We start from the raw sequence: 21,935 nt of genomic DNA, 5'->3' as shown, positions 1-21,935 counted from the left end.
TGGGATTCCCTACTTTTAAGTTGTTAAAGATACTTTAATCCCCTCCAAAAGAAATCCTGCTTTTGATTTTTAGCATATTTTTAGCGTAATGACCAAAATATTGTTGCTTTCCGACACCCATGGGCATTTGGACGACACCATTCTAAAATACGTGGCCCAGGCTGATGAAGTGTGGCATGCCGGGGATATTGGAAATTTGGGGGTTACGGACAAAATCCAGGAGTTAAAACCTTTACGAGGCGTACATGGGAATATAGATGACCATGTGATACAAAAGGAATTCCCAGAGCATAATCGGTTTTATTGTGAAGAGGTGGATGTTTGGATCACCCATATTGGAGGATATCCCAATAGATATGACCGCAGGGTGAAGGAGGAAATCAAAAAACGGCCTCCCAAAATCTTTATCTGCGGACACTCCCATATCTTGAAGGTGATGCACGATAAAAAACTAAACCTCCTGCACATGAATCCAGGAGCCTGTGGAAAGTATGGATTCCATCAGGTGCGCACGATGTTACGTTTTGTAATCGATGGTGATAAAATATCGGATTTGGAAGTAATTGAATTGGGAAAACGATAATTTATGAAATACTGGATAATTTGTTTTGGCCTATTGCTCTTTTCCTGTGGAAACCACAATGGCAATTCCCAAAGTACGGGTAAGGTTTCTTTGATCGTTTTGGGCACCGTTCAAGATGGCGGCAGTCCCCATATTGGGTGCAAACGTGATTGTTGTGCAGAATTGTTCATAAACCCAGATGCCAATCGCAAAGTAGTATCCTTGGGGGTTGTGGACCAGGAGTTCAAGAAATCCTATTTGTTTGAGGCCACTCCCGATATGCCCACACAGTTGAAACTGCTAAAAACTTTTTCGGGATTGGAACCGGAAACACCAAACGGAATTTTTTTGACCCATGCCCATATTGGGCATTATACGGGTCTCATGTTCTTGGGACGTGAGGCATTAGGCAGTAATCAAGTCCCCGTTTATGCCATGCCCAAAATGAAACATTTTTTGGAAAGTAACGGTCCATGGAGCCAGTTAGTGGACCTAAATAACATCTTATTAAATGAGATGGAGGATTTACAAGAAGTCGAACTTACCCCCAACTTAAAAGTAGTGCCCTTTACCGTACCCCACAGGGATGAGTTTTCCGAAACCGTGGGCTTTAAGATCATTGGCCCAAATAAAAGTGCCCTTTTTATTCCAGATATTGATAAATGGGCAAAATGGGAAACCAGTATTTCCAAAGAAGTGGGCAAGGTGGACTACGCCTTTTTAGATGCCTCATTTTTTGATGCTGAGGAAATAAACAGCCGGGACATATCGGAAATTCCCCATCCTTTTGTAGTGGAGAGCATGGAACTCTTTAAGTCCCTACCCCCATCGGAAAAAGAAAAAATCCACTTTATCCATTTTAACCATACCAATCCACTATTGAAAAAAGAAAGTGCCGCGCGGGATTCTGTACTGAAGAACGGATTTAAAATTGGGCAATTTCAGCAGCAATTTGGATTATAACCAAAGTTACCGGAAACAAAAACCCCGGTGAATACCGGGGTTTTCTCGCACTAATACTACTAAGATGTTAGGTTTAACGTAAGCGATCAACAGATTTTACAAGATCTTCATCCTTTTTGATAGCTCTGTTGGCCAGAACCAGAAAAACGATAGAAAATACAGGAATCAGCATCCCAATACCCTTCTCAGAAACCATGGTTTCTCCGGATAAGTTTAGCGATCGGTAAACGAAAAATCCTAGTAAAAAAAGGTTCAATATCATATTCAATCTGTTCACAACAAATTGATTTTGTCTGTTCTTATACATAAAAATCGATACCAAGGCCAGTAAAGCCGAAGCATAAAGAGCCAAGCTGATCCAAAGGATATTTTTGGCAAAAACCTCAGCTCCATTTTCATCGAGCCACAAGTGTACCAATAACGGAAGTACTCCCGCAATTAGTGCCACCAAGACCAAAAAAAATGTCTGAATTCTTTGAATCATTGCCCAAATCGATTTCGGAAGGCAAAAATAGGTGTCTTTTCGGTAAAAGACGCTGTTATGTTGAAAAATAATTTGTATTATTGTGTCGTTATTAGCAAAGCACTCGCCCCAGGATTCTTTCCTATCGTAGTACCCCAATAACTTTTACTTCAAGATTATTTACGTTAGACAAGTTTAATTTATTCATTATTTAATGTTCGAGATTTCAGATCTAAAAGCTAAAAAGCTTCCTGAATTGCAAGAAATTGCAAAAGGACTTAATGTCCCTAAATTCAAGACCTTAAAAAAACTGGACTTGGTCTACCAGATTTTGGATGTACAGGCATCCAACCCACAGGCGGTAAAGGAAAAAGCCGCACCAGCCAAGGAAAACACTCCCCAGAAACCCAAAAGGGCTAGAATGCCACGACCTCAAAAAGAGCAAAAAGAGGTAGCCGTAGCCACTAAGGAAGCTCCGGCCGAAAAAGAAATCAAGGAGCCTGCTGAAACCGCTGAAAACCCAGTTCCCAAAAAAGAGCATCAGAAGCAGCACGCCCACCAAAAAAATCAGCACAAAAAGAACAACCAGCACCACAGGAACGGTCAAGAAAAGAAGAGCAGCAATTTTGACAAGGACCTGAAAAACAGATACAAGGAGCCGGAATTTGAGTTTGACAGCATAATAGAAAGTGAAGGAGTTTTGGATATTATGCAGGACGGATATGGCTTTTTGCGCTCTTCCGACTATAATTACCTATCCTCCCCTGACGATATTTATGTATCCCAATCACAGATCCGATTGTTCGGTCTAAAAACTGGTGATACTGTACTCGGAAATGTAAGACCTCCCAAGGAAGGTGAAAAGTACTTCCCGCTTATCAAGGTTACCAAAATAAACGGTTTGGATCCACAAGTGGTCCGGGACCGTGTTTCCTTTGAACACCTAACACCACTTTTCCCCAAGGAGAAGTTTAAATTGGCCGAACGGCAGAGCACCTTGTCCACCAGGATCATGGATTTGTTCTCGCCAATAGGAAAAGGCCAAAGGGGAATGATTGTTTCCCAGCCCAAAACGGGTAAAACCATGTTGCTCAAGGATATTGCGAATGCGATTGCAGCCAACCATCCCGAGGTATACCAAATTATTCTTTTGATCGATGAGCGCCCGGAGGAAGTTACCGATATGCAACGTAACGTTCGTGGCGAAGTGGTAGCGTCCACCTTTGACAAGGAAGCCACGGAGCACGTTCGGGTCGCCAATATTGTATTGGAAAAAGCCAAGCGTTTGGTGGAATGCGGACACGATGTAGTGATTCTTCTGGATTCCATTACCCGTCTTGCAAGAGCCTATAACACCGTTCAACCTGCCTCAGGAAAGGTATTAAGTGGAGGTGTGGACGCCAACGCCTTGCACAAGCCCAAAAGATTCTTTGGGGCGGCCAGGAATATTGAAAATGGAGGTTCGCTTTCCATTATTGCCACCGCACTGACAGAGACAGGCTCTAAAATGGACGAGGTGATTTTTGAAGAATTTAAAGGTACCGGTAACATGGAGCTTCAATTGGATAGAAGAATTTCCAACAGAAGAATTTTCCCTGCCATTGATTTAGTTACTTCCTCCACCCGTAGAGACGATCTATTGTTGGACGAGACAACAATCCAACGTATGTGGATCATGCGCAAGTACCTTGCGGATATGAATCCGGTTGAGGCCATGGAGTTCATGGAGCAGCGCATTAAACAAACCAAAAACAACGAGGAGTTTTTGTTGACCATGAACGAATAAGGTTCACAAGCACAATTTATTCCACAACATATTAAAGAACCTTTGGGAAGTCCCAAAGGTTTTTTTGTTATTTCATTTAGGGAAAAAACATATCTTTAGTAAAGTTTCCCCATACTATGAATACTTAAAATCCTTACAAATGAAAAACACCAAAAAAGTAACCATTCCATTAATGGCCCTTGTCTTTTTGATTCTGGCCTCATGTCAACAACAAAAGAAACAGCAAGAAACGGAACCAGCTCCAGCAGAAACGCAGGAAATGGTGAAACCACCGGAAGGCATTATTTCGCTGGAAGAATCCAAATCCCTTTATGATAATTATACCGAAAACCGCGCTGGAATCATTCAGGATTATGAAGTACAACGCGGAGAGGGTTTTGAGGCGGCCAGGTTTAGTTCTTTTGACTATGCAACCATCCAACAATATATGGCCTATATAGAACAAGAGGCGAAATCCGCAGAAGTCGACATTTCTTCGCTTAGGCTTTACTTTGCCAACTACCCGGATAAAGAAGATTTTCCTAATGGCAAAAAAATAGTGCACCCTAGACAAAATTCCATCTTTATTGTTCCCACCATGAAGGTTGACGGTCAGGATTACGGTTTCTACATTGGAGCAGATGGGAAAGCCAAATTGATCAAGGACGCGGTTGGCGCCAAAGGAATGGGAAGCACTACCGAAAAGCAAAAAGCTTATGCAAGTTTTGCGCCAAACTTTTCACCGGCAGCACTCCAAGGTGGAGGAAGTTTAAATCTGAACAGAGGACAGTCAGGTCCACCGCCAAATCCTGATTTCTAGTGGGATGATCGAAGAATTCCAACATTTCCTGGAGGATAGCTACAATATAGTCCTGTACCTGATAACATGGTTTGTGGCCATGTATCGGTACAGGTCATATTTTGACACTGTTCTTAGGTTTTTCCCCATCTTTATCATGTACACCTTTTTAACAGAGCTACTCGGGTATTTTGTTAAGAATTATGAGGAGTTTCAGTTTTTTTCGGATTCCCGGTATACCTGGCATAATGTGATTATCTACAACATCTATTCCGTGGTGTCCTTCGCTTTCTTTTATTACATCTACTGGGTTGTACTAAAAAACAATACACATAAAAAATGGCTAAAATATGCAGCTCTTTTTAGCCTCATAAGCTATTTGGTAAGCCTGTTTTTCCAGGACCCCTTCCATACAGGGCTATATTATGCCGACCTCGTAGCTTCGATGGTATTGCTCTTTTGTATTTGGATGTACTTCAAAGAGAAAAAGACAGAGGACAATCCATATCCCCAAAAACGAAATCTCCTGTTTTGGATCAGTTTGGGATTGGCCATCTTCCATATTTTCTTCCCCTTTGTTTTTATTGCCGCCTACGATGCCCCTGGCTTCTACGCCAGATTTCAACTGCACGATTGGCTAATGGGCTTCATCGTTATTATGTATATCTTGTTTATCATTGGATTCCTCATGGGCAAGCGCCAAGCGTTCAGGTAATTTTCACAACATTTTTCACGGCTTTCGGAACTTCTAACGACCGTTCATCGATAAAATATACAGTTTTGTAGGTTTTTTCGTTCAATTCTATGGTTTTGGCCCCTCAAATCATTCATCGATAAAACCATACCATTTATCGATAGCAGATTGCGAACCAACTAAAACGCAGGCTTAAAAAGGGAACCAACAACTAGTTTAGAAGAAAATTGCACTAAATAAATAGTAAAATCAGAAGCTATGAAAGCGCCCCAAATCTTGTTTTCTGCCCTTGGCATTTTTTGTATTTGTACTTTTTCTTCCTGTGTAAAGGATAGTTTGGACAGTCCTATCGACCCAAATCCTGAAACAGGAGAACCAGAAACACCCATTGAAGTGCCTGTTGAGGAACTTGAAATTACAGAATTGAACATCCCAGTAGATTTTGATTTCGATACCGAAAGAGAAATCAGCTTGGTTATCAACGACAACACCCCCAATGTAAAATACCATGTTTATGCCTACAACCAGGAAGTAATCCTTGGGGAGGAAATCGTATACCTGAACGAAGAGGAAGAGGAGGAAACAGGTCGTGAGGTTTCTGTGGATAATCTCAACCATCTGATCTTTAGTGGTATTCCATCTGGAGGTAGCTTAGAAAAAACGTTTTCGATTCCCAGCTATATCGAAAAGCTGTATCTAAGAAGAAAAGAGGGGTTTAAGTTTTCTTCAACCATTCTTGATATTACAGGAAACAGTATAACACATACCCATATCCCCGATAACGGAAAAAGCGCATCCACCCGAAAAGCTATGGTCGATGATTTTCTTTACTGTGTTAACGGCAGTGGCGAAATGTTTCAGATTGATCCGATCTCAGGGGCTTACAGTTTTATTTCGGACATGCCCATGGGTAGTTGGACAGCTGCCATTGATCAAGACAATAGGCTGTTGTATTCCGTGGGAAGAAGTAATCCGCATCCCTTAATGAAGTATGACATGGCCACCGATTCATGGGTGACCGTTGGTAACCTGGGCATGGGTGGGCCTCGATTGGACTACAATAAAAATGACGGTTTACTGTATTTTTCCACCGGGAACAAGCTATATTCCATAGACCCGCAGACGGCTAATGTATTGTCCAATTGGGATATCGTTGGTTTGCACAAAAAGAATGGCGGGGATTTGGCATTTGCCCCTGACGGCACCTTATTTTTATGCTCTTTTTCAGGGCTTTATCGCTTGGATACCAATGGAAGTGGTGGTTATGACGCCATTAGAATAAGTGGGGAAGACCTACCCTTTTCACCAACATCGATGACTTTTGACTCCAATGACGAATTGTGGCTGGCTGATAATGGTAGCAACAGTAACCTCATTGTTATGGACACGCAAACTGGGGGTTGGGAATATCGCTATGGGCCCAATTCCACTTCAGGAGTAAGCTTTGGCCGTGCCATCAATGATTTGACCACTTTTAGGGTTTTTGATGAAGTGACGGTTGATCCAGACACAGACGGGGATGGAATTACCGATAGCAATGACGAATTCCCGGATGACGCCGAGAAGGCCTTTGAGCAGTTCACCCCCAGTAAGTATGGTTGGGGAACCGTGGCTTTTGAAGACCTTTGGCCCTTTATGGGAGATTACGACTTTAACGATACAGCTGTCAACTACCGATTTGTAGCTGTTCTAAATGCCGATAATATGGTAGTCCAATTGGACATCCACTTTGAGGTGACCTCCGATGGTGCCGGTTTGACCAACGCTTTTGGCATCGAGTTCGAGAGTATTCCCCCAAGTCTTGTGGAGTCCGTAACCGGAACCGTCTTAACCGAGGGTTACATTAATGTGGCCGAAAATGGATTGGAGCAGGGTCAGGACAGAGCAGTGGTAATATTATTTGATAATAACGAAACCATGTTGAATATTCCAAGTACCGTTACCATCGATTTTACTACGCCCATCACAACAAACCAATTGGGTATTGCCCCGTTCAACCCATTTTTGATCGTTGCCAAGGATAGAGGTAGGGAAATTCATTTACCCAATAGGTTTAGAACGAGTTTGGGTGTAAACGATACCTCTGTAGGAGGTGTGAACCAAGATTTGGACGGAAATTACAAGACCGATTCTGGACTGCCATGGGCCATTAACATTGTACATAATTTTAAGCCTCCGAAGGAAAATATCCCGGTTAACCAAGCCTATAATTACTTTAACCAATGGGCTACCTCGGGGGGCACGCTATTCCAAGATTGGTATAAGGATTCAACCGGTTATAGAAATGAATCCCAGCTTAAGGATTGATCCTATGCTGGGGTAAAAACCCTGTGAAAATCATGAAGGCAAGCAAATCAAATTCTCAAAACATTTTGCTCACAACACTTTTCAAGGGTTTTACAACTTAGGGCGGTAGTTTATCGATAAAATCAATGATTTTGTAGGTTTTTTCGTTCATTTAGGGAATGGTATAATGGATGAAAAAGCTCAAATTTCAATATATAACACTCATTTTGTTGGTAGGTCTGCTCAACCAAAGTTGTCTTAAGCAGAAATATGACAAGTACCTTGAATCTCTTGCTAGGGATTCAACATTGGTAGAAGACCCCGTATTGACCGAATTGAAATTTCCTGAAAATTTTGATTTTAAAACGGAACAAGTGGTGTCCATCAATATTTCGGACAATACACCAAATGTTGTTTATGAAGTTTACCCTTTAAGTGACGATTTAACCGAAAACCTTGATAGTGTCTCCGGGCCCTTACCCCAAAAACTATTGGAACGCGAGCCATACAATGGTTCAATCCTGGAAAGTGTTGCGGTACCTTCCTATGTTGACGAATTGTTCTTGGTTAGAAAATCCAATTCCTCAGTAGATGATATAGCTATACGAATAATTCAAAATTCAGTCTCCTATAGCTTTAATGGTATAATTGGAAAGCATGGAAAAAACAGTTCGCCACTTTCCCAATCCAAAATAAATACGGATTGTTCCAACGTTTATGGTCAAAAATTCTACGTCCAACTTGGCAACACTATAGACACCAATGGCGCAGGGTTGCATACCTTATCCAATATTCAATTTCCCAAAAACAATGTGACGGCGATTATCACCGCAACCGATTTTAATGGAGCCGAATTCAAAAACAGATTTTCTTTAGCTGGAGGATGGTTTTCCACTCCTATTTTCACCTTTAATGGATTTATTTTTTGGATCAATTCCAAAATCGACACCAACAACGACCCCGATGGCTATGTTGAATTTGAAATGGATTTTGAAGCACCAATACAGCATGTGTTGATGCACGTTAGAAGTGTGGATGTTTCTCGATATCAGTTTGTTGGAAACCAACATACCGAAACCTTATTATCTGGTGGAAGTGAATTGACATATGACGAAAACGAGCGAATTTTAAGAGACCTAAATCCTGGATCAAGGGCAAGGTACTACCGTGATGGTTATGGCACCATACTTATTTCAGCTACAAGTGGATCATTTGATAAAATTGTCTGGAGAAGAATCGATGAACCTGGGTCCAATATTCAAAATGATTCCAATTGGTTCACTTTTTCAGAGGTGGAACTATGCAATGACCAGGATGGAGATGGGGCAGTTGATTCTGTAGATGAGTTTCCTAATGATGCCACAAGGGCTTTTACCCTAACCTATCCTTCAGCCAGTACAAGGGCCTCTTTGGTATTTGAAGATTTATGGCCATTTAGAGGTGATTGGGATTTTAATGATACCTCTATTGATTATTCCATTACCAAATTCTTCAATGCCTCCAATGAGGTTGTAGCCATAGATATAGATTACATGGTAACTTCAGACGGTGCTGGTTTTGTAAATAGCCTGGCATTTGAGATCAAAGGGCTCAACCCAAACAATGTTGCTTCCATTTCAGGACAACTTTTGGAACGTAGTGTATTTAGTCTGGATAGCAATGGAACAGAACTAGGGCAGTCACATTCGGTAATTCCCCTATTTGATGATCACTCCATCATCGTAAATCAAGAAAATAAGGTAAGTATTGTTTTAATCGATCCTATTACAGAGTCTATCCTAGATCCTACACCATTCAATCCATTTCTAGTTGCTAATGGAGAACGGGACAAGGAAATTCATTTGTCAAATCATGAACCCACATCCCTTGGTGATAACCAACCCAATGTAGAGGGTAATAATGCAGATGTCGATGGCAATTATGCTACTGAAAATGGTCTACCATGGGCTATTAATGTAGTGGAATCCTTTCCATTACTTTTGGAAAAAGAACCTATTAACGAGGGGTACCTGTTTTTTGAAGAGTGGGCAATATCTGGAGGACAGAATAGAAAAGATTGGCATAAGAACATTCCAGGTTATAGGAATCAATCCAAGCTAAAAGGAAACTAAAACAACAAAAAAAACGCCCCTAAAAAGGGGCGTTCTAATTCTTTTTCATGAATCGGTTTACATAGCAGCAACCTTGCTCATCAACTTGCTCTTAAGATTTGCCGCTTTGTTGTTATGGATGATGTTGCGCTTAGCCAACTTATCAATCATTCCAACAACAGTGGGAAGAAGTGTTTCAGCAGCTTTCTTATCCTCTTCATTTCTCAGCTTTTTGATAGCGTTACGAACCGTCTTGTGCTGGTATCTGTTACGCAAGCGAACTGCTTCGTTTCTTCTGATTCTCTTTAATGCGGACTTATGGTTTGCCATTGTCTAAATTTAAAATGGATAATGAAACATTGAAAATTGGCATACCCGTTTTTCAATTTTCATTTATTATTTACAATTTTTCTTGGTAGCCCGTAGGGGAATCGAACCCCTGTTACCAGGATGAAAACCTGGCGTCCTAACCCCTAGACGAACGGGCCAAATCAACCAAAAATAAAAAATGTAAAATCAAGAATCAAACCAAGCGTTTTACATTTTCAATCTTTCATTGAACTCAGTAGCCCGTAGGGGAATCGAACCCCTGTTACCAGGATGAAAACCTGGCGTCCTAACCCCTAGACGAACGGGCCAATTTATTTTATGAGCGTTTAGCCTTTTTGAAATCTGTAACCAAATGTCATTCAGGCGGGTGCAAAAATACAACTATTTTTAAGTCTTGCAACAGTAATTTTTTAATTTTTTGCTCCCCCTAATAGGCCTTGGCAAATAATACTCTTTGGGTCGATGGTTTTCCTGATATCATACAGCTCCCCGCTTCCGTTTCGGCATTCAATGGGATGCAACGTATGGTCGCTTTGGTCTCCTCTTTAATTTTGTCTTCGGTTTCCGTGGTCCCATCCCAGTGGGCAGAAACAAAACCTCCCTTTTCCTCGATTACTTTTTTGAAATCCTCGTAAGTATCCACTGCCGTGATGCGTTCCTCCCTAAAATCAAGGGCCTTCTTAAAGATGTTCTCCTGGATTTCCGTCATAAGGGATGCTACCTTTTCAAGGATATCCTCGGCCTTGACCGATTCCTTTTGCAGGGTGTCCCTTCTGGCTACTTCGTAGGTTCCGTTTTCCAGATCGCGCTGTCCGACAGCAATACGAACTGGTACTCCTTTTAGTTCATATTCATTAAACTTGAAACCTGGTTTGTGGGTATCCCGTTTATCATATTTAACGGAAATTCCTTTGGCCCTAAGTTCCTTCACTAATGGCTCCACCTTTTCGGAAATAGCATCCAATTGATCCAATCCTTTATATATAGGTACAATAACCACTTGGATAGGTGCCAAGTTAGGAGGCAGTACCAGCCCATTGTCATCGCTATGCGTCATGACCAAGGCCCCCATTAATCTTGTGGATACCCCCCAAGAAGTGGCCCAAACATATTCTTGCTTCCCTTCCTTATTCGCAAACTTTACGTCGAATGCCTTGGCAAAGTTCTGTCCCAAAAAATGGGATGTCCCTGCCTGAAGCGCCTTCCCGTCCTGCATCAAGGCTTCAATGCAATATGTTTCCACAGCACCGGCAAAACGTTCGCTTTCTGATTTGGTTCCCTTGATTACGGGCACGCCCATATAGTTTTCCACAAAATCCGCATATACATGCATCATCTGTTCCGCTTCTTCCAAGGCTTCCTGTTCTGTAGCATGGGCGGTATGGCCCTCTTGCCATAAAAACTCAGCTGTACGGAGAAACAGACGTGTTCGCATTTCCCATCGAACTACATTGGCCCATTGGTTTACCAAAATGGGCAGGTCGCGATACGATTGTATCCACTTTCTGTATGTATCCCATATAATGGTCTCAGAGGTTGGTCGTACGATAAGCTCTTCTTCCAATCTTGCATTTTCATCAACCACAATTCCACTACCGTCCTCCGCATTCTTTAATCTATAATGGGTAACCACTGCACATTCCTTGGCAAAACCTTCAACGTGACTGGCTTCCTTGCTTAAGTACGATTTTGGGATAAATAGTGGAAAATAAGCATTTTCGTGTCCGGTTTCCTTGAACATCTTATCCAGTTGGGCCTGCATTTTTTCCCAAATGGCAAATCCATAGGGTTTGATTACCATACAACCTCTTACTCCGGAATTCTCGGCCAAATCGGCCTTTACAACAAGTTCATTATACCATTTGGAATAATCCTCGCTTCGACTCGTTAATTTTTTACCCATCTACAGTAGTTTGGCACAAAACTTGTGACTTAATCTTCAAAAATAGTTCGGTAAAACTAACTATTTTTAGTATGTTCAACAATAAAAATTGTACGATGAAAAAGTCTTTACCCCGACCTAAAATTCAAATCCTTGCCACATCGGTTTTGGCCGTTCTTCTTTTGGCCTCCTGTGGTTCGTACCAACAGTCTTCCTATTACGAGGAAGACGGCATTTACTCGAACAATAACAGAGCGGTTAACGTGGAGAAACAAAATGCGGAAGGCGTTAGGTTGGCGCAACAGGAAAGTGACATTTATGGAGAGTATTTTGGGCAAAAGGCGCAAGAATACGGAGAGATTTTAGATCAGGAAATTTTCACGGACATAGATAGCTATAGCAGCAATGTAGCAAATGATAGCATTCCACTAGGGGAGCAAACCAATTACTTCGCGAACAACAATACATACAATGGCAATCCCGGTTGGGGAGATAACCCGACCAGCGTATCCATCAACGTCTATGATAACAGCTGGGCCTGGGGTGGTCTTGGTTGGGGCTTAGGATGGGGATGGAACGATCCTTGGCTATGGAACAATTGGGGCTGGGGTCCCGGTTGGGGTTGGGGATGGAATAATCCCTGGAGATGGAACAGATGGGGCTGGGGCGGCTACGCCTGGGGCTGGGGCTGGAACAACCCTTGGAGATTGAATCGTTGGGGCTGGGGCGGTTATTATGGCTATGGCGGACATTATTACAACAGAGGTTTTAACCGTGGTTATGGTTATGCCTATAATAGGAGTAGAAGAGGATATTCCAACTCGGTTATTCCTGGAACAACAATCCGGGGCAGGTCCAATGTAACAGCCAGACGAAGCGGTTATGCATCAAGATATAGAAGTAGCGCAGGGCGTTCCAATGTTAGCAGAAGTGCAACGGGCAGAAGTTCCAGAAGCTATAGAAGTGGTACTACGGCCAGAAGGTCTGTGGGAACCGATGCAATCGCCAGGAATCGGAATTTTAGGACAAGTAGAAGTACCCGCGCCACACCCAATTACAGGAGTTCCAGAACCTATCGTTCGTATGGCACCAACCCTGCGACCAGAAGCAGTGGGGTGTACCGAAGCGGAGCGTCAAGAAGTGGTACGTATAGAAGTGGTGCCCAGAACAGAAGTTCCTCAGGATATAGAACGCAAGGCCGAAGCACAAGAAACTATCAATCGTCCGGAAGGGCCATTCCAAGAACTGGCAATTACAGCAGATCGTCCAGTGCTAGACGTAGTTCCGGGACTTACCGAAGCAGTGCTCCGAGCAGAAGCTCTCGTAGTAGCGGAAGCTACAGAAGTTCGGGTAGTTCCTCTAGGAGCTCTGGAAGCTACAGAAGCTCAGGAGGCAGCTCAAGGAGTTCGGGAAGCTATAGAAGTTCAGGGTCCAGCAGATCTTCTGGAGCATCCAGGTCTTCCGCAGGTAGAAGCAGTGGCAGGCATTAAATCCAATAAATTTTTATTGTAAAAACTAAATCAAGGAAATGAAAAGAATTTCAACTTTCATAATGGTATTGGCATGCGCTTTTGTGAGCGCCCAAAACATCAATGATGTTGTTCGCTATAGTACGGATAATACACTTGGAACAGCAAGATTTCAAGCCATGGGCGGAGCATTTGGGGCCTTGGGCGGAGATATGTCCTCCATAAATGTAAACCCGGCAGGGTCGGCCGTATTCAACTACAGTCTGTTTTCCATTTCGGGATCCAATTACAATCGCAACAACGACGCATTCTTTGGAAGTAATGTTCGGAACACAGAGCTAAATTCCGTGGATTTGAACCAAGTGGGCGGGGTATTCGTCTTTAAATCATCGGATAGCCCCTGGCAAAAAATTGCCCTTGCCTTCAATTACGATATGGTTCAAAATTTTGACAATGAGTTTTTTGCAGCTGGAAATACCTCCCAAGGTATCGATAACTATTTTCTAAACTTTGCTGATGGACAATCTCTCGGGCCATTGCGGGTGCAGGACGGAGAGCTTATCGAGGATGCCTATTTGGATATTGGTTCCAATTTGGGCTATGGCGCGCAACAGGCATTTCTTGGTTTTCAAGCGGGTCTTATAGAACCCACGGAAGACGATGATGCCAATACTACATATTTTTCGAATGCCAATTACAGCAATGTCAATCAAGAATATTTGCAAAGCACCACAGGCTACAATAGCAAGTTTACCTTAAACTTCGCCGGACAGTACCAAAAGAATCTCTATTTGGGTGCGGCCCTGAACTTCCATACCATAATCTACGACCGACTCACCCTTTTGGAAGAGGACGGATACGATCAGGATTCCACAGTATCTTTCACCACTTTTGACAATTTCCTTCATACCGAGGGTTATGGCTTTTCCTTTAGTGTTGGAGGTATCGCCAAGTTGAATGAGAATATCAGGGTAGGAGGAAGTTATCAGTCACCTACTTGGTACGAACTTACAGATGATATCGCACAACGCATTAATTCCAATATAGCGGTGTCCGACATTGGATTTATCAACTTTAATGTGGTTAATTTCTTTGAGGAATATCGGATTAAGACCCCTTCCAAACTTACTGGAAGTGTAGCCGTGATATTTGGAAAAGATGGATTATTGAGCTTTGATTATGGCTACCAAGATATGTCCCAAGCAGAGCTGAGGCCCACAACCGACCCCAGTTTTGCCACTGAGAATGATTTTATTGCCAGTGAACTGGGAGTGGTTAATTCCTATAGGGTGGGCGGTGAATATCGTATTGAGCAAATCAGCCTTCGGGCGGGGTATCGCTTGGAGGAAAGTCCATATGAAAATGGGGACATGGTTGGCGATTTAACCGGCTATTCAGGAGGTATTGGCTATAATTTTGGAGGAAGTAGACTGGATTTGGCCTTTAACCGTACCGAACAAGATGTAAACGAGTTCCTGTTCGATTCCGGAATAAACAGCACAGCCTTGGTAAACCGTATCAATACCCATGTTACTTTGGGATACACCCTAAAGTTCTAACAACAATAAAAAAAGGTAAAAGAGGCTGGAGAAATCCGGCCTTTTTCATTTATCTGACCAAGGAGAAATGTCTCCTGACCTGCCGCGCCACCACTACGCCCTGGTCATCCCGATCATAATCCAACCGAAACCAATAATCTGAAGAGGGCATATCCCTGCCGTTAAAAGTACCGTCCCATCCACCAATCGTGTTCAGCTCTTTTAATAGCTTGCCAAAACGGTCAAAAATATATACTGCCGGATTTGTAAGCGTCTCTATCCCTTCAACATTCCAATTGTCGTGGATTCCATCCCCATTCGGGGTGAAGAATTTAGGATAGCCCACCACTAAAAACTGAATGGGTTCTGAAGTACCACAACCGTTCTTGTCATTGACAATCATGGTGTTCATACCAGGGGGTACATCCGAAAACACGGGATCGTCCTGATATTCACCTCCGTTTAGGGAATATTCATAACTTCCGTCCAATAATGGAATAAACTCCACATTGTAGGGGTCTGTTTGATTACTATTGACCAAGTCGTCCAAGACCACAATATCAAAATCTGTGGCAGTGGGAGTAGCAAAGAAGGTAATTAGGATATCATCCGTTATAATCGTGGCAAATGTAGTTTCTATAGTCACTCGGTACCTTCCAGAATTTGGACTGGAAACCGTTAATTCCGTTTGGCCAGCCCCAGAGGCCAAGGTAGTTTCGTAGGTACCATCATCATCGGCATCCAACTCCCATGTAATATTCGTAATATTTGGCCCTGCTGGTGAATTCAATGCGCTTAATACAATGTCTGGGTCGCCTTCACAGGCAATAATGTCCAAGCCCAAAAATTCATCCCTTAGCGTACAGTCCAAAGCGGTATTCTGATCGGCATCCACCGAACTCCCAGTAAATCTTATTTGATAAGGTTCTGGATCCCCATTAAAATTGGTGTTATAGTTGTTGATAAACAGATAGTAAATCTCCCCAGCTATTACATCGATGTATTCATCATAGGTATTCTGGCTTCCTACAACAAAGGGCGCTCCCACCCTTCCGTCAACTGGATTCACGCCAATCCCGGTATGATGCGTATCATTGACCTCATAATTACATCGGATGGGCTGAGCAGAACCATTACCCACCAAGGTGCAAAAATTTTGCCCCGATGTCTGGTCAAAAGGTCCATATAATGCAAAATCCAACTCCGAGGTAACAACGGTACCGGAAACCGGAAAAGACTCAATATCAAATCCTATTTGCCCATCAGTCCCCGCTCTAAAAACAAACCATGAAGTGTTGTTCTCTATATTGGCTGAAGCCACACTCCCTTTTTCTAAACAACCCGACTGGGTGATGACCATGGGGTCAAAATCGTCAATATCACCACTCCCATCAGTTCGGGCATCAACATCAATATCTGCACAAACGGGAATTGCTGTTCTACAATCCGGAGAATTTGGAGGATTTTGGGAGGTTGCAATGTTGAAGCCTAACAGAAAGCAACAAATAGCGCAAAATAGGGCTCTCATAGAATTTTGGGGCTATAGGGTTATTCTATAATAACCTCTATAACTGCAAAAAATGAAGTTTTAGTATGCTTCAACGGAAAAATACCGCACTTTATCGATAAAATGCAATCTAAATCATCGGCGAAGAGAAAAATGGCTCTGCAAATGCTTGGCATAAATTCTATTGCCTACGCTATCCAAATAAGACAATTTAAACCAATAATCGGTAGATGGAAGCGGTTTTCCCTGAAAACTTCCGTCCCACCCCGGACTAAATTCGGTCATCTCCCAAATGAGCTTTCCATAGCGATCAAATATGGTCACCACAGGGGAATCCAACACCGAAAGCCCTTCAATTTGCCAAGTTTCGTTCAGCACGTCCCCATTTGGTGAAAAAATGGGCAAAAACCCAACCACAACGAAATTTTCCACCACTTCGGCACAACCGTAAATGTCCCGGGCTGTAATTGTGTGGGCCCCGGGTGAAACTTCGTTAAAAACGTTGTTGGACTGATATGGGCCATCATCTAAACGATATTCGTAATCCCCTTCCACCAAATCTTCCACGTTAACCGTATTGTTGGGTTTCAAATCCTCGAATTCAATGTCCACAGAAATTTGCGGAGCATTGGAAACAAACACACTGACCGTTCTGTCTATAGCACAATTTATCCCTGATGCCGAATTGGTCACGGTCACAGTGTAGTCACCAGCTTGCGAAACTGTAATACTGGGAGTCGTCTCCCCAGAACTCCATTGATACATATAGCCAGGGTTGGGCATGGTTTCCCCAATAACCACATTTGCAGAATCCCCACAGAGTGTAGCCTCTGTAGAAAAGCTAGGTTCTGGGGTTTCCAAGGCATTCAATTCAAAACTTACGGAAGCATCAAAGCAATCGGGGTTCATCCTTGAAGCGAGTCTTACAAATACACTTTCAAGCCCTTGCGCTTTGTTGTACATTTTATCCAACGGATTTGATCCTGACAAGGCCTCTGCCTGTGACGTATGATAGCTAACCAAAAACTCTGCGGGGTCTTGGACTCCCAAAGCTTCGGCATCCTTACCGTTAAGGTCATAGACCATATTCGAAGTATGGCAAAAAACCTCATCACTGACTGCATTGGTAATCGGAATAGGGCTAAAAACGGCTTGCACATCGCTGATAATTGATCCCGATGGAGTTCCCACAACCACGCGATATTGGGCCGAAACAGTAACATTCAGGGTGGGCAGCGTTGCTCCAGATATTGGGGTAAAACCACTTCCAGTATTGCTAAACCAATCATAACTAAGAGCTCCGGGTGTGGTGGCATCCAAGGTGATGGTATCCCCCTCGCAAGCAGCTACAGGAGGTCCCAAAAGATTGTTTATAATGGAACAATCCAGGGCATCCGTAGGGTTGGTTGTCCAAATATCCCCAGTAAATTGGATGGAAAAGCCGGAATTTGAGTTGCTAAAATTATTGATGACCAAGATGTAATCCTCATTTGGGGCCACTTGAAGCCAGTCTTCATAATGGACAGAGTCCGAAACCCCTGATGGGTCCTCTCCTACCCCTATAAATCCTACACCGTCGCTGTTGTCGAAGAAATTACATCGGATAGGGTCGCCCAAATTGCTGCAATCGGTGGCTTGGTACAATGCAAAATCCCAGTCTTCCGTGTTGGCATGTCCAATATTGAAGCCTAGCTGTCCCGCAGCGGAGGTTCTAAATCGATACCAAGCCGAATTGGACTCAATATTGCCACTTGGAGTCCGCTCTAGGCATCCACTTGACGAAGCCCCGTTGAAATCGTCGATTCCAAAACCGTTGGTTCCACCATTTATGGGTGTATTGCTACAAATTGGCACGGCACTGCCACAGTCTGGAATGACCTGGCCATAGGTCATTTGACCAAAAATCGCAATCCCGATTAGTTTCATTGCCGATTTCAGCATGATGTGCAACAGATTTAGGGCACATTAAAAATAAAATGGCTTTTCCCTTAACAATAATTTATGTTGTCAAACCGCGGCTACCAGATGTTAAATAGGGCATTAATGTATATCTTTGCTGTCTTGAAGAAAAAGCAAATGAAACTAGAGCAGGCTTTGGAAGAGCAATATGAAGAAAGAGGCAACGACCATGTTGGTTCCTCAACCGAGACCCCTATCAGGGAAGATGCTTTTGTACTGAGCGACGAAGAAAAGATTGAACGCATCCAAAAAAGCGTGCGGGAAATTATGCTGACCTTGGGTCTAGACCTGGATGATGATAGCTTGAACGGCACCCCAAAAAGGGTGGCGAAAATGTTCGTCAAGGAGATTTTTAGCGGCCTTCATCCCAAAAGAAAACCGAAGTCCTCCACCTTTAAAAACAAGTACAAGTATGGCGAAATGTTGGTGGAAAAGAACATTGTGGTCTATTCCACCTGTGAGCACCACTTGCTACCCATCATCGGGAGGGCCCATATCGCGTACATTTCCAACGGAACAGTGGTAGGTCTTTCCAAAATGAACCGTATAGTCGACTATTTTGCGAAACGTCCACAAGTCCAGGAACGCATGAACATCCAAATTGTGAAGGAGCTTCAGCAAGTACTGGGTACGAAAGACGTTGCATGTGTTATCGATGCCAAGCACCTATGTGTGAATTCACGGGGAATCCGTGACATTGAGAGCAGCACGGTTACGGCCGAATATGGTGGAAAATTCAAGGAAGAAGCTGTTAGAAGGGAATTTCTGGATTACATCAACCTAGATACCGACTTTTAACCCTCAACAAATCCATGCAACTTTACAAAAGCCAGCAACTCCGGGTACATAACTCACTTTCAGGAACAAAAGAGGTTTTTCAACCCATCAATGATGGGCATATAGGCATGTACGTATGCGGTCCGACCGTGTACAGTAATGTGCATTTGGGCAACTGTCGTACGTTCATCTCTTTTGATATGATTTTCCGGTACTTTAAGCATTTGGGCTATAAAGTACGCTATGTACGGAACATTACCGATGCTGGCCATTTGGAGAATGACGCGGATGATGGGGAGGACAAAATTGCCAAGAAGGCCAAACTAGAGCAGATTGAGCCTATGGAGGTGGTGCAGCGGTATACGGTGGATTTTCACAATACACTTCAAAAGTTCAACCTTTTGCCTCCCAGCATCGAACCAACTGCGACGGGACACATCATTGAACAAATAGAGATCATCAAGGAAATCATCGACAAAGGCATAGCCTATGAAGTCAATGGCTCGGTTTATTTTGATGTGGTTAAATTCAATGAAAAACATGAGTACGGTAAGTTGAGTGGCAGAAAGTTGGAGGACATGATCGCCAATACACGGGAACTCACTGCCCAGGACGAAAAACGGAATCCCCAGGATTTTGCGCTTTGGAAAAAAGCCGAACCGCAGCATATAATGCGCTGGCCTTCCCCTTGGGGCGATGGTTTTCCGGGATGGCACTTGGAGTGTACTGCAATGAGCACCAAATATTTGGGCGATACTTTCGACATCCACGGAGGTGGAATGGACCTGAAATTTCCCCACCACGAATGCGAGATAGCCCAGGCCGAAGCCAGCACGGGGAAATCCCCGGTAAAATATTGGCTACATGCCAATATGCTTACGCTAAATGGGAAGAAAATGTCCAAATCCACGGGAAATAATATTTACCCATCGGAAATTATGAGTGGAGAGAACGATATTTTGAGCAAGCCCTACTCCGCGGCAGTTGTCCGGTTTTTTATGATGCAGGCCCATTATACCAGCATTCTCGATTTGAGTGATGAAGCACTCCAGGCTTCCGAAAAAGGATACAATCGGTTAATGGAGGCCATTGACAATCTGGCAAAATTGGAAACTGCATCAAATTCGGATTTTGATATAAAAGCATGGCAGCAAAAGTGCTACGACGCCATGAATGATGATTTCAACACCCCTATCCTTATTTCCCATTTGTTTGATGCCGTAAAGCACATCAACTTAATCAAGGAAGGAAAAGAAACCATCACGGAAACCGACAAAAACCAGCTGCAAAACATGATGGCTGTTTTTGTTCACGATATATTGGGCATTGAGAACCAAGCAGCTTCCGAAGATAAATCCCAAACCTTTAGTGGAGTAATGGAGTTGTTAATTGGCCTCAGGAATGAAGCAAGGGCCAATAAGGACTTTGCCACTTCCGATAAAATCAGGGACGAACTTACCGCCTTGGGCATCCAATTGAAGGATGGCAAGGACGGAACAACTTTCAGCATCAATTAACACTGTGCCCATTAGGGGAATGTCACTTAAAAAAATCCTTATTGCCCCCTTTGTACTGTTGGTCCGGTTGTATCAATTGCTAATTTCCCCGTTGACACCCGCAACCTGCAGATACTCTCCCACCTGTTCAGCATATACCTTGGAAGCACTAAAAAAACATGGTCTTTTTAAAGGCGGTTGGCTTTCGATTAAGCGCATTTTCAGCTGTCATCCTTGGGGTGGCAAGGGCTATGACCCAGTTCCCTGAACAAGTTCTACAATTAGACACGGACCCAAGTTAAAAAGGAAAGGGATCTGATAAATCCGGGGTGCTTTTTTGGCTCAAATCTAACGGCTAAAAGCGCAGCGGTCTAACATCTTTAAGTATCTTAGTCCAAAATTTTACTCTATGTACTTTTTAGGATTTAACTGGAACCCTGATGGCACCTTGTTCCAGCTGGGTTTTGTTCAGCTCAAGTACTACAACCTACTTTGGATTGTCGCTTTTGTGGTGGGATGGCTGCTAATGAAGCGCATTTTCCAAAATGAAAACAAGTCCATGGAAAAGTTGGATTCCCTGCTGTTTTATGGAATGATTTCGATTATGCTCGGCGCGCGCTTAGGGCACGTTATTTTTTACCAAAGCGATTTATTCACCAAGGACCCCTTGGCCGTACTGTTGCCGATCAGCACCGTGAACGGATTTCGCTTTACGGGTTTTGCAGGTTTGGCGAGTCATGGTGCCACCATTGCTGCTATTGTGGGCATGTGGCTGTACTGCCGGAAATGGAAAGACATTAAAATGCTCTGGCTATTGGATAGGATGGCAGTAGTCTCCGCTATTGGTGCTTGTTTTATCCGCTTGGGCAATTTCTTCAATTCTGAAATCAACGGAAAGGAAACTGATGGTTCCTTTTTTATGGCGACCAGGTTCATTAGGGATCATCAGGATATGCCCGAAAGCGATGCTATGCGGATTACTGGGAAAAATACCGCCAATGCCGCCTATAAGGCCATTGAGAACGACCCCCAGTTTGCCAGTATCTTGGAGTCCATTCCTTTTAGACACCCAGCCCAACTTTACGAGGCCATTTGTTACCTAGGGGTATTTGTGATCCTGTACCTGCTGTATTGGAAAACTGATAAGAAAAATAAACCGGGATACTTATTCGGTCTATTTATGGTTTGCCTTTGGACGGTGAGGTTTGTTGTTGAAAACTTCAAACGCGAACAGGGTGGTATCGAAGAAACCTTGGGCTTATTGTCCACAGGACAATGGTTAAGTATCCCGATGATTTTGGTTGGACTGTATTTTATGTTTCGTCCCAACAAGGTTAATCCATAAATAATTTTCC

General features: G+C 43.2%; 18 protein-coding genes and 2 tRNA genes. 13 read left to right on the top strand and 7 right to left on the bottom strand.

The genetic code is table 11. The annotated features are described in order from the left end of the window. Nucleotides 1-88: 88 nt before the first annotated feature. Together M3P07_RS01550 and M3P07_RS01545 are read left to right on the top strand one after the other, a co-directional pair. Complete coding sequence (locus tag M3P07_RS01550; RefSeq protein ID WP_249968133.1) at nt 89-583, top strand: metallophosphoesterase family protein; 495 nt, start codon at nt 89-91, stop codon at nt 581-583. Nucleotides 584-586: 3 nt separating this feature from the next. Then, nucleotides 587-1,525, top strand: a complete 939-nt coding sequence (locus M3P07_RS01545) for an MBL fold metallo-hydrolase (RefSeq protein WP_249968132.1) — start codon at nt 587-589, stop codon at nt 1,523-1,525. A 73-nt stretch (nt 1,526-1,598) separates the two neighbouring features. On the opposite strand, the gene M3P07_RS01540 is transcribed toward M3P07_RS01545, so the two are convergent. Then, nucleotides 1,599-2,009, bottom strand: a complete 411-nt coding sequence (locus M3P07_RS01540; protein WP_249968131.1) for a DUF4293 domain-containing protein — start codon at nt 2,007-2,009, stop codon at nt 1,599-1,601. A gap of 193 nt (nt 2,010-2,202) precedes the next feature. On the opposite strand from M3P07_RS01540, the gene rho reads away from it, so the two are divergent. The 5 genes from rho to M3P07_RS01515 all read left to right on the top strand — a co-directional run bounded on the left by rho (nt 2,203) and on the right by M3P07_RS01515 (nt 9,643). Continuing rightward, entirely contained in the window at nt 2,203-3,774 is a 1,572-nt protein-coding gene (gene rho, locus M3P07_RS01535) for a transcription termination factor Rho (RefSeq protein ID WP_249968130.1), read from the top strand. Nucleotides 3,775-3,913: 139 nt separating this feature from the next. Beyond that, nucleotides 3,914-4,573, top strand: a complete 660-nt coding sequence (locus M3P07_RS01530; protein ID WP_249968129.1) for a hypothetical protein — start codon at nt 3,914-3,916, stop codon at nt 4,571-4,573. Nucleotides 4,574-4,577: 4 nt separating this feature from the next. Then, on the top strand, nt 4,578-5,267 hold the full coding sequence (locus M3P07_RS01525; protein ID WP_249968128.1) for a hypothetical protein: 690 nt from the start codon (nt 4,578-4,580) through the stop codon (nt 5,265-5,267). Nucleotides 5,268-5,504: 237 nt separating this feature from the next. After that, a complete protein-coding gene (locus M3P07_RS01520) occupies nt 5,505-7,553 on the top strand; it encodes an LruC domain-containing protein (protein WP_249968127.1) in 2,049 nt (682 codons plus the stop codon). 170 nt (nt 7,554-7,723) lie between these two features. Continuing rightward, nucleotides 7,724-9,643 carry an LruC domain-containing protein gene (locus M3P07_RS01515; RefSeq protein WP_249968126.1) on the top strand — a complete coding sequence of 640 codons (1,920 nt, stop codon included), beginning with the start codon at nt 7,724-7,726 and terminating at the stop codon, nt 9,641-9,643. Nucleotides 9,644-9,700: 57 nt separating this feature from the next. Here the strand turns inward: M3P07_RS01515 and rpsT are convergent, their stop codons facing one another. From rpsT to proS, 4 genes are all read right to left on the bottom strand, one after another. Then, nucleotides 9,701-9,952, bottom strand: a complete 252-nt coding sequence (rpsT, locus tag M3P07_RS01510; RefSeq protein WP_073175882.1) for a 30S ribosomal protein S20 — start codon at nt 9,950-9,952, stop codon at nt 9,701-9,703. Between the two features lie 83 nt (nt 9,953-10,035). Next, nucleotides 10,036-10,110: transfer RNA gene (locus M3P07_RS01505), tRNA-Glu, on the bottom strand. A 78-nt stretch (nt 10,111-10,188) separates the two neighbouring features. Next, nucleotides 10,189-10,260: transfer RNA gene (locus M3P07_RS01500), tRNA-Glu, on the bottom strand. Nucleotides 10,261-10,379: 119 nt separating this feature from the next. Continuing rightward, nucleotides 10,380-11,855 carry a proline--tRNA ligase gene (proS, locus tag M3P07_RS01495; RefSeq protein WP_249968125.1) on the bottom strand — a complete coding sequence of 492 codons (1,476 nt, stop codon included), beginning with the start codon at nt 11,853-11,855 and terminating at the stop codon, nt 10,380-10,382. A 95-nt stretch (nt 11,856-11,950) separates the two neighbouring features. On the opposite strand from proS, the gene M3P07_RS01490 reads away from it, so the two are divergent. Together M3P07_RS01490 and M3P07_RS01485 are read left to right on the top strand one after the other, a co-directional pair. Next, a complete protein-coding gene (locus tag M3P07_RS01490; protein ID WP_249968124.1) occupies nt 11,951-13,324 on the top strand; it encodes a hypothetical protein in 1,374 nt (457 codons plus the stop codon). A gap of 38 nt (nt 13,325-13,362) precedes the next feature. Further along, complete coding sequence (locus M3P07_RS01485; protein ID WP_249968123.1) at nt 13,363-14,862, top strand: OmpP1/FadL family transporter; 1,500 nt, start codon at nt 13,363-13,365, stop codon at nt 14,860-14,862. A gap of 49 nt (nt 14,863-14,911) precedes the next feature. Here M3P07_RS01485 and M3P07_RS01480 read toward each other — a convergent pair whose 3' ends face one another. Both M3P07_RS01480 and M3P07_RS01475 read right to left on the bottom strand, forming a co-directional pair. Then, nucleotides 14,912-16,369, bottom strand: a complete 1,458-nt coding sequence (locus M3P07_RS01480; protein WP_249968122.1) for a T9SS type B sorting domain-containing protein — start codon at nt 16,367-16,369, stop codon at nt 14,912-14,914. A 114-nt stretch (nt 16,370-16,483) separates the two neighbouring features. Then, nucleotides 16,484-18,289: a T9SS type B sorting domain-containing protein gene (locus M3P07_RS01475; protein ID WP_249968121.1), complete on the bottom strand. Its 1,806-nt coding sequence runs from the start codon at nt 18,287-18,289 to the stop codon at nt 16,484-16,486. Nucleotides 18,290-18,424: 135 nt separating this feature from the next. Between M3P07_RS01475 and folE the strand changes: the two genes are divergently transcribed. The 4 genes from folE (at nt 18,425) to lgt (ending at nt 21,925) form a co-directional block, all read left to right on the top strand. Beyond that, nucleotides 18,425-19,105 carry a GTP cyclohydrolase I FolE gene (folE, locus tag M3P07_RS01470; RefSeq protein WP_249969430.1) on the top strand — a complete coding sequence of 227 codons (681 nt, stop codon included), beginning with the start codon at nt 18,425-18,427 and terminating at the stop codon, nt 19,103-19,105. Between the two features lie 14 nt (nt 19,106-19,119). Further along, nucleotides 19,120-20,601, top strand: coding sequence for a cysteine--tRNA ligase (gene cysS, locus M3P07_RS01465; RefSeq protein WP_249968120.1), 1,482 nt, complete (start codon nt 19,120-19,122; stop codon nt 20,599-20,601). 19 nt (nt 20,602-20,620) lie between these two features. Beyond that, nucleotides 20,621-20,848, top strand: coding sequence for a membrane protein insertion efficiency factor YidD (yidD, locus tag M3P07_RS01460; RefSeq protein ID WP_249968119.1), 228 nt, complete (start codon nt 20,621-20,623; stop codon nt 20,846-20,848). Nucleotides 20,849-20,989: 141 nt separating this feature from the next. Beyond that, nucleotides 20,990-21,925 (top strand): prolipoprotein diacylglyceryl transferase, encoded by a 936-nt coding sequence (lgt, locus tag M3P07_RS01455; protein ID WP_249968118.1) that lies wholly within the window; start codon nt 20,990-20,992, stop codon nt 21,923-21,925. Nucleotides 21,926-21,935: the final 10 nt, after the last annotated feature.

The sequence above is a fragment of the Flagellimonas myxillae genome, assembly GCF_023502235.1.
Taxonomy (GTDB): Bacteria; Bacteroidota; Bacteroidia; order Flavobacteriales; family Flavobacteriaceae; genus Flagellimonas; species Flagellimonas myxillae.
Note: the sequence above shows the minus strand (reverse complement) of the source record. Positions and strands in the feature narration are given on the sequence as shown.

What these genes read in the sequence shown, in the direction of transcription:
- M3P07_RS01550 (WP_249968133.1), top strand. Translation starts at nt 89, where the DNA reads ATGACCAAAATATTGTTGCTTTCCGACACCCATGGGCATTTGGACGAC.
- M3P07_RS01545 (WP_249968132.1), top strand. Translation starts at nt 587, where the DNA reads ATGAAATACTGGATAATTTGTTTTGGCCTATTGCTCTTTTCCTGTGGA.
- M3P07_RS01540 (WP_249968131.1), bottom strand. Translation starts at nt 2,009, where the DNA reads ATGATTCAAAGAATTCAGACATTTTTTTTGGTCTTGGTGGCACTAATT.
- rho (WP_249968130.1), top strand. Translation starts at nt 2,203, where the DNA reads ATGTTCGAGATTTCAGATCTAAAAGCTAAAAAGCTTCCTGAATTGCAA.
- M3P07_RS01530 (WP_249968129.1), top strand. Translation starts at nt 3,914, where the DNA reads ATGAAAAACACCAAAAAAGTAACCATTCCATTAATGGCCCTTGTCTTT.
- M3P07_RS01525 (WP_249968128.1), top strand. Translation starts at nt 4,578, where the DNA reads ATGATCGAAGAATTCCAACATTTCCTGGAGGATAGCTACAATATAGTC.
- M3P07_RS01520 (WP_249968127.1), top strand. Translation starts at nt 5,505, where the DNA reads ATGAAAGCGCCCCAAATCTTGTTTTCTGCCCTTGGCATTTTTTGTATT.
- M3P07_RS01515 (WP_249968126.1), top strand. Translation starts at nt 7,724, where the DNA reads ATGAAAAAGCTCAAATTTCAATATATAACACTCATTTTGTTGGTAGGT.
- rpsT (WP_073175882.1), bottom strand. Translation starts at nt 9,952, where the DNA reads ATGGCAAACCATAAGTCCGCATTAAAGAGAATCAGAAGAAACGAAGCA.
- proS (WP_249968125.1), bottom strand. Translation starts at nt 11,855, where the DNA reads ATGGGTAAAAAATTAACGAGTCGAAGCGAGGATTATTCCAAATGGTAT.
- M3P07_RS01490 (WP_249968124.1), top strand. Translation starts at nt 11,951, where the DNA reads ATGAAAAAGTCTTTACCCCGACCTAAAATTCAAATCCTTGCCACATCG.
- M3P07_RS01485 (WP_249968123.1), top strand. Translation starts at nt 13,363, where the DNA reads ATGAAAAGAATTTCAACTTTCATAATGGTATTGGCATGCGCTTTTGTG.
- M3P07_RS01480 (WP_249968122.1), bottom strand. Translation starts at nt 16,369, where the DNA reads ATGAGAGCCCTATTTTGCGCTATTTGTTGCTTTCTGTTAGGCTTCAAC.
- M3P07_RS01475 (WP_249968121.1), bottom strand. Translation starts at nt 18,289, where the DNA reads ATGCTGAAATCGGCAATGAAACTAATCGGGATTGCGATTTTTGGTCAA.
- folE (WP_249969430.1), top strand. Translation starts at nt 18,425, where the DNA reads ATGAAACTAGAGCAGGCTTTGGAAGAGCAATATGAAGAAAGAGGCAAC.
- cysS (WP_249968120.1), top strand. Translation starts at nt 19,120, where the DNA reads ATGCAACTTTACAAAAGCCAGCAACTCCGGGTACATAACTCACTTTCA.
- yidD (WP_249968119.1), top strand. Translation starts at nt 20,621, where the DNA reads ATGTCACTTAAAAAAATCCTTATTGCCCCCTTTGTACTGTTGGTCCGG.
- lgt (WP_249968118.1), top strand. Translation starts at nt 20,990, where the DNA reads ATGTACTTTTTAGGATTTAACTGGAACCCTGATGGCACCTTGTTCCAG.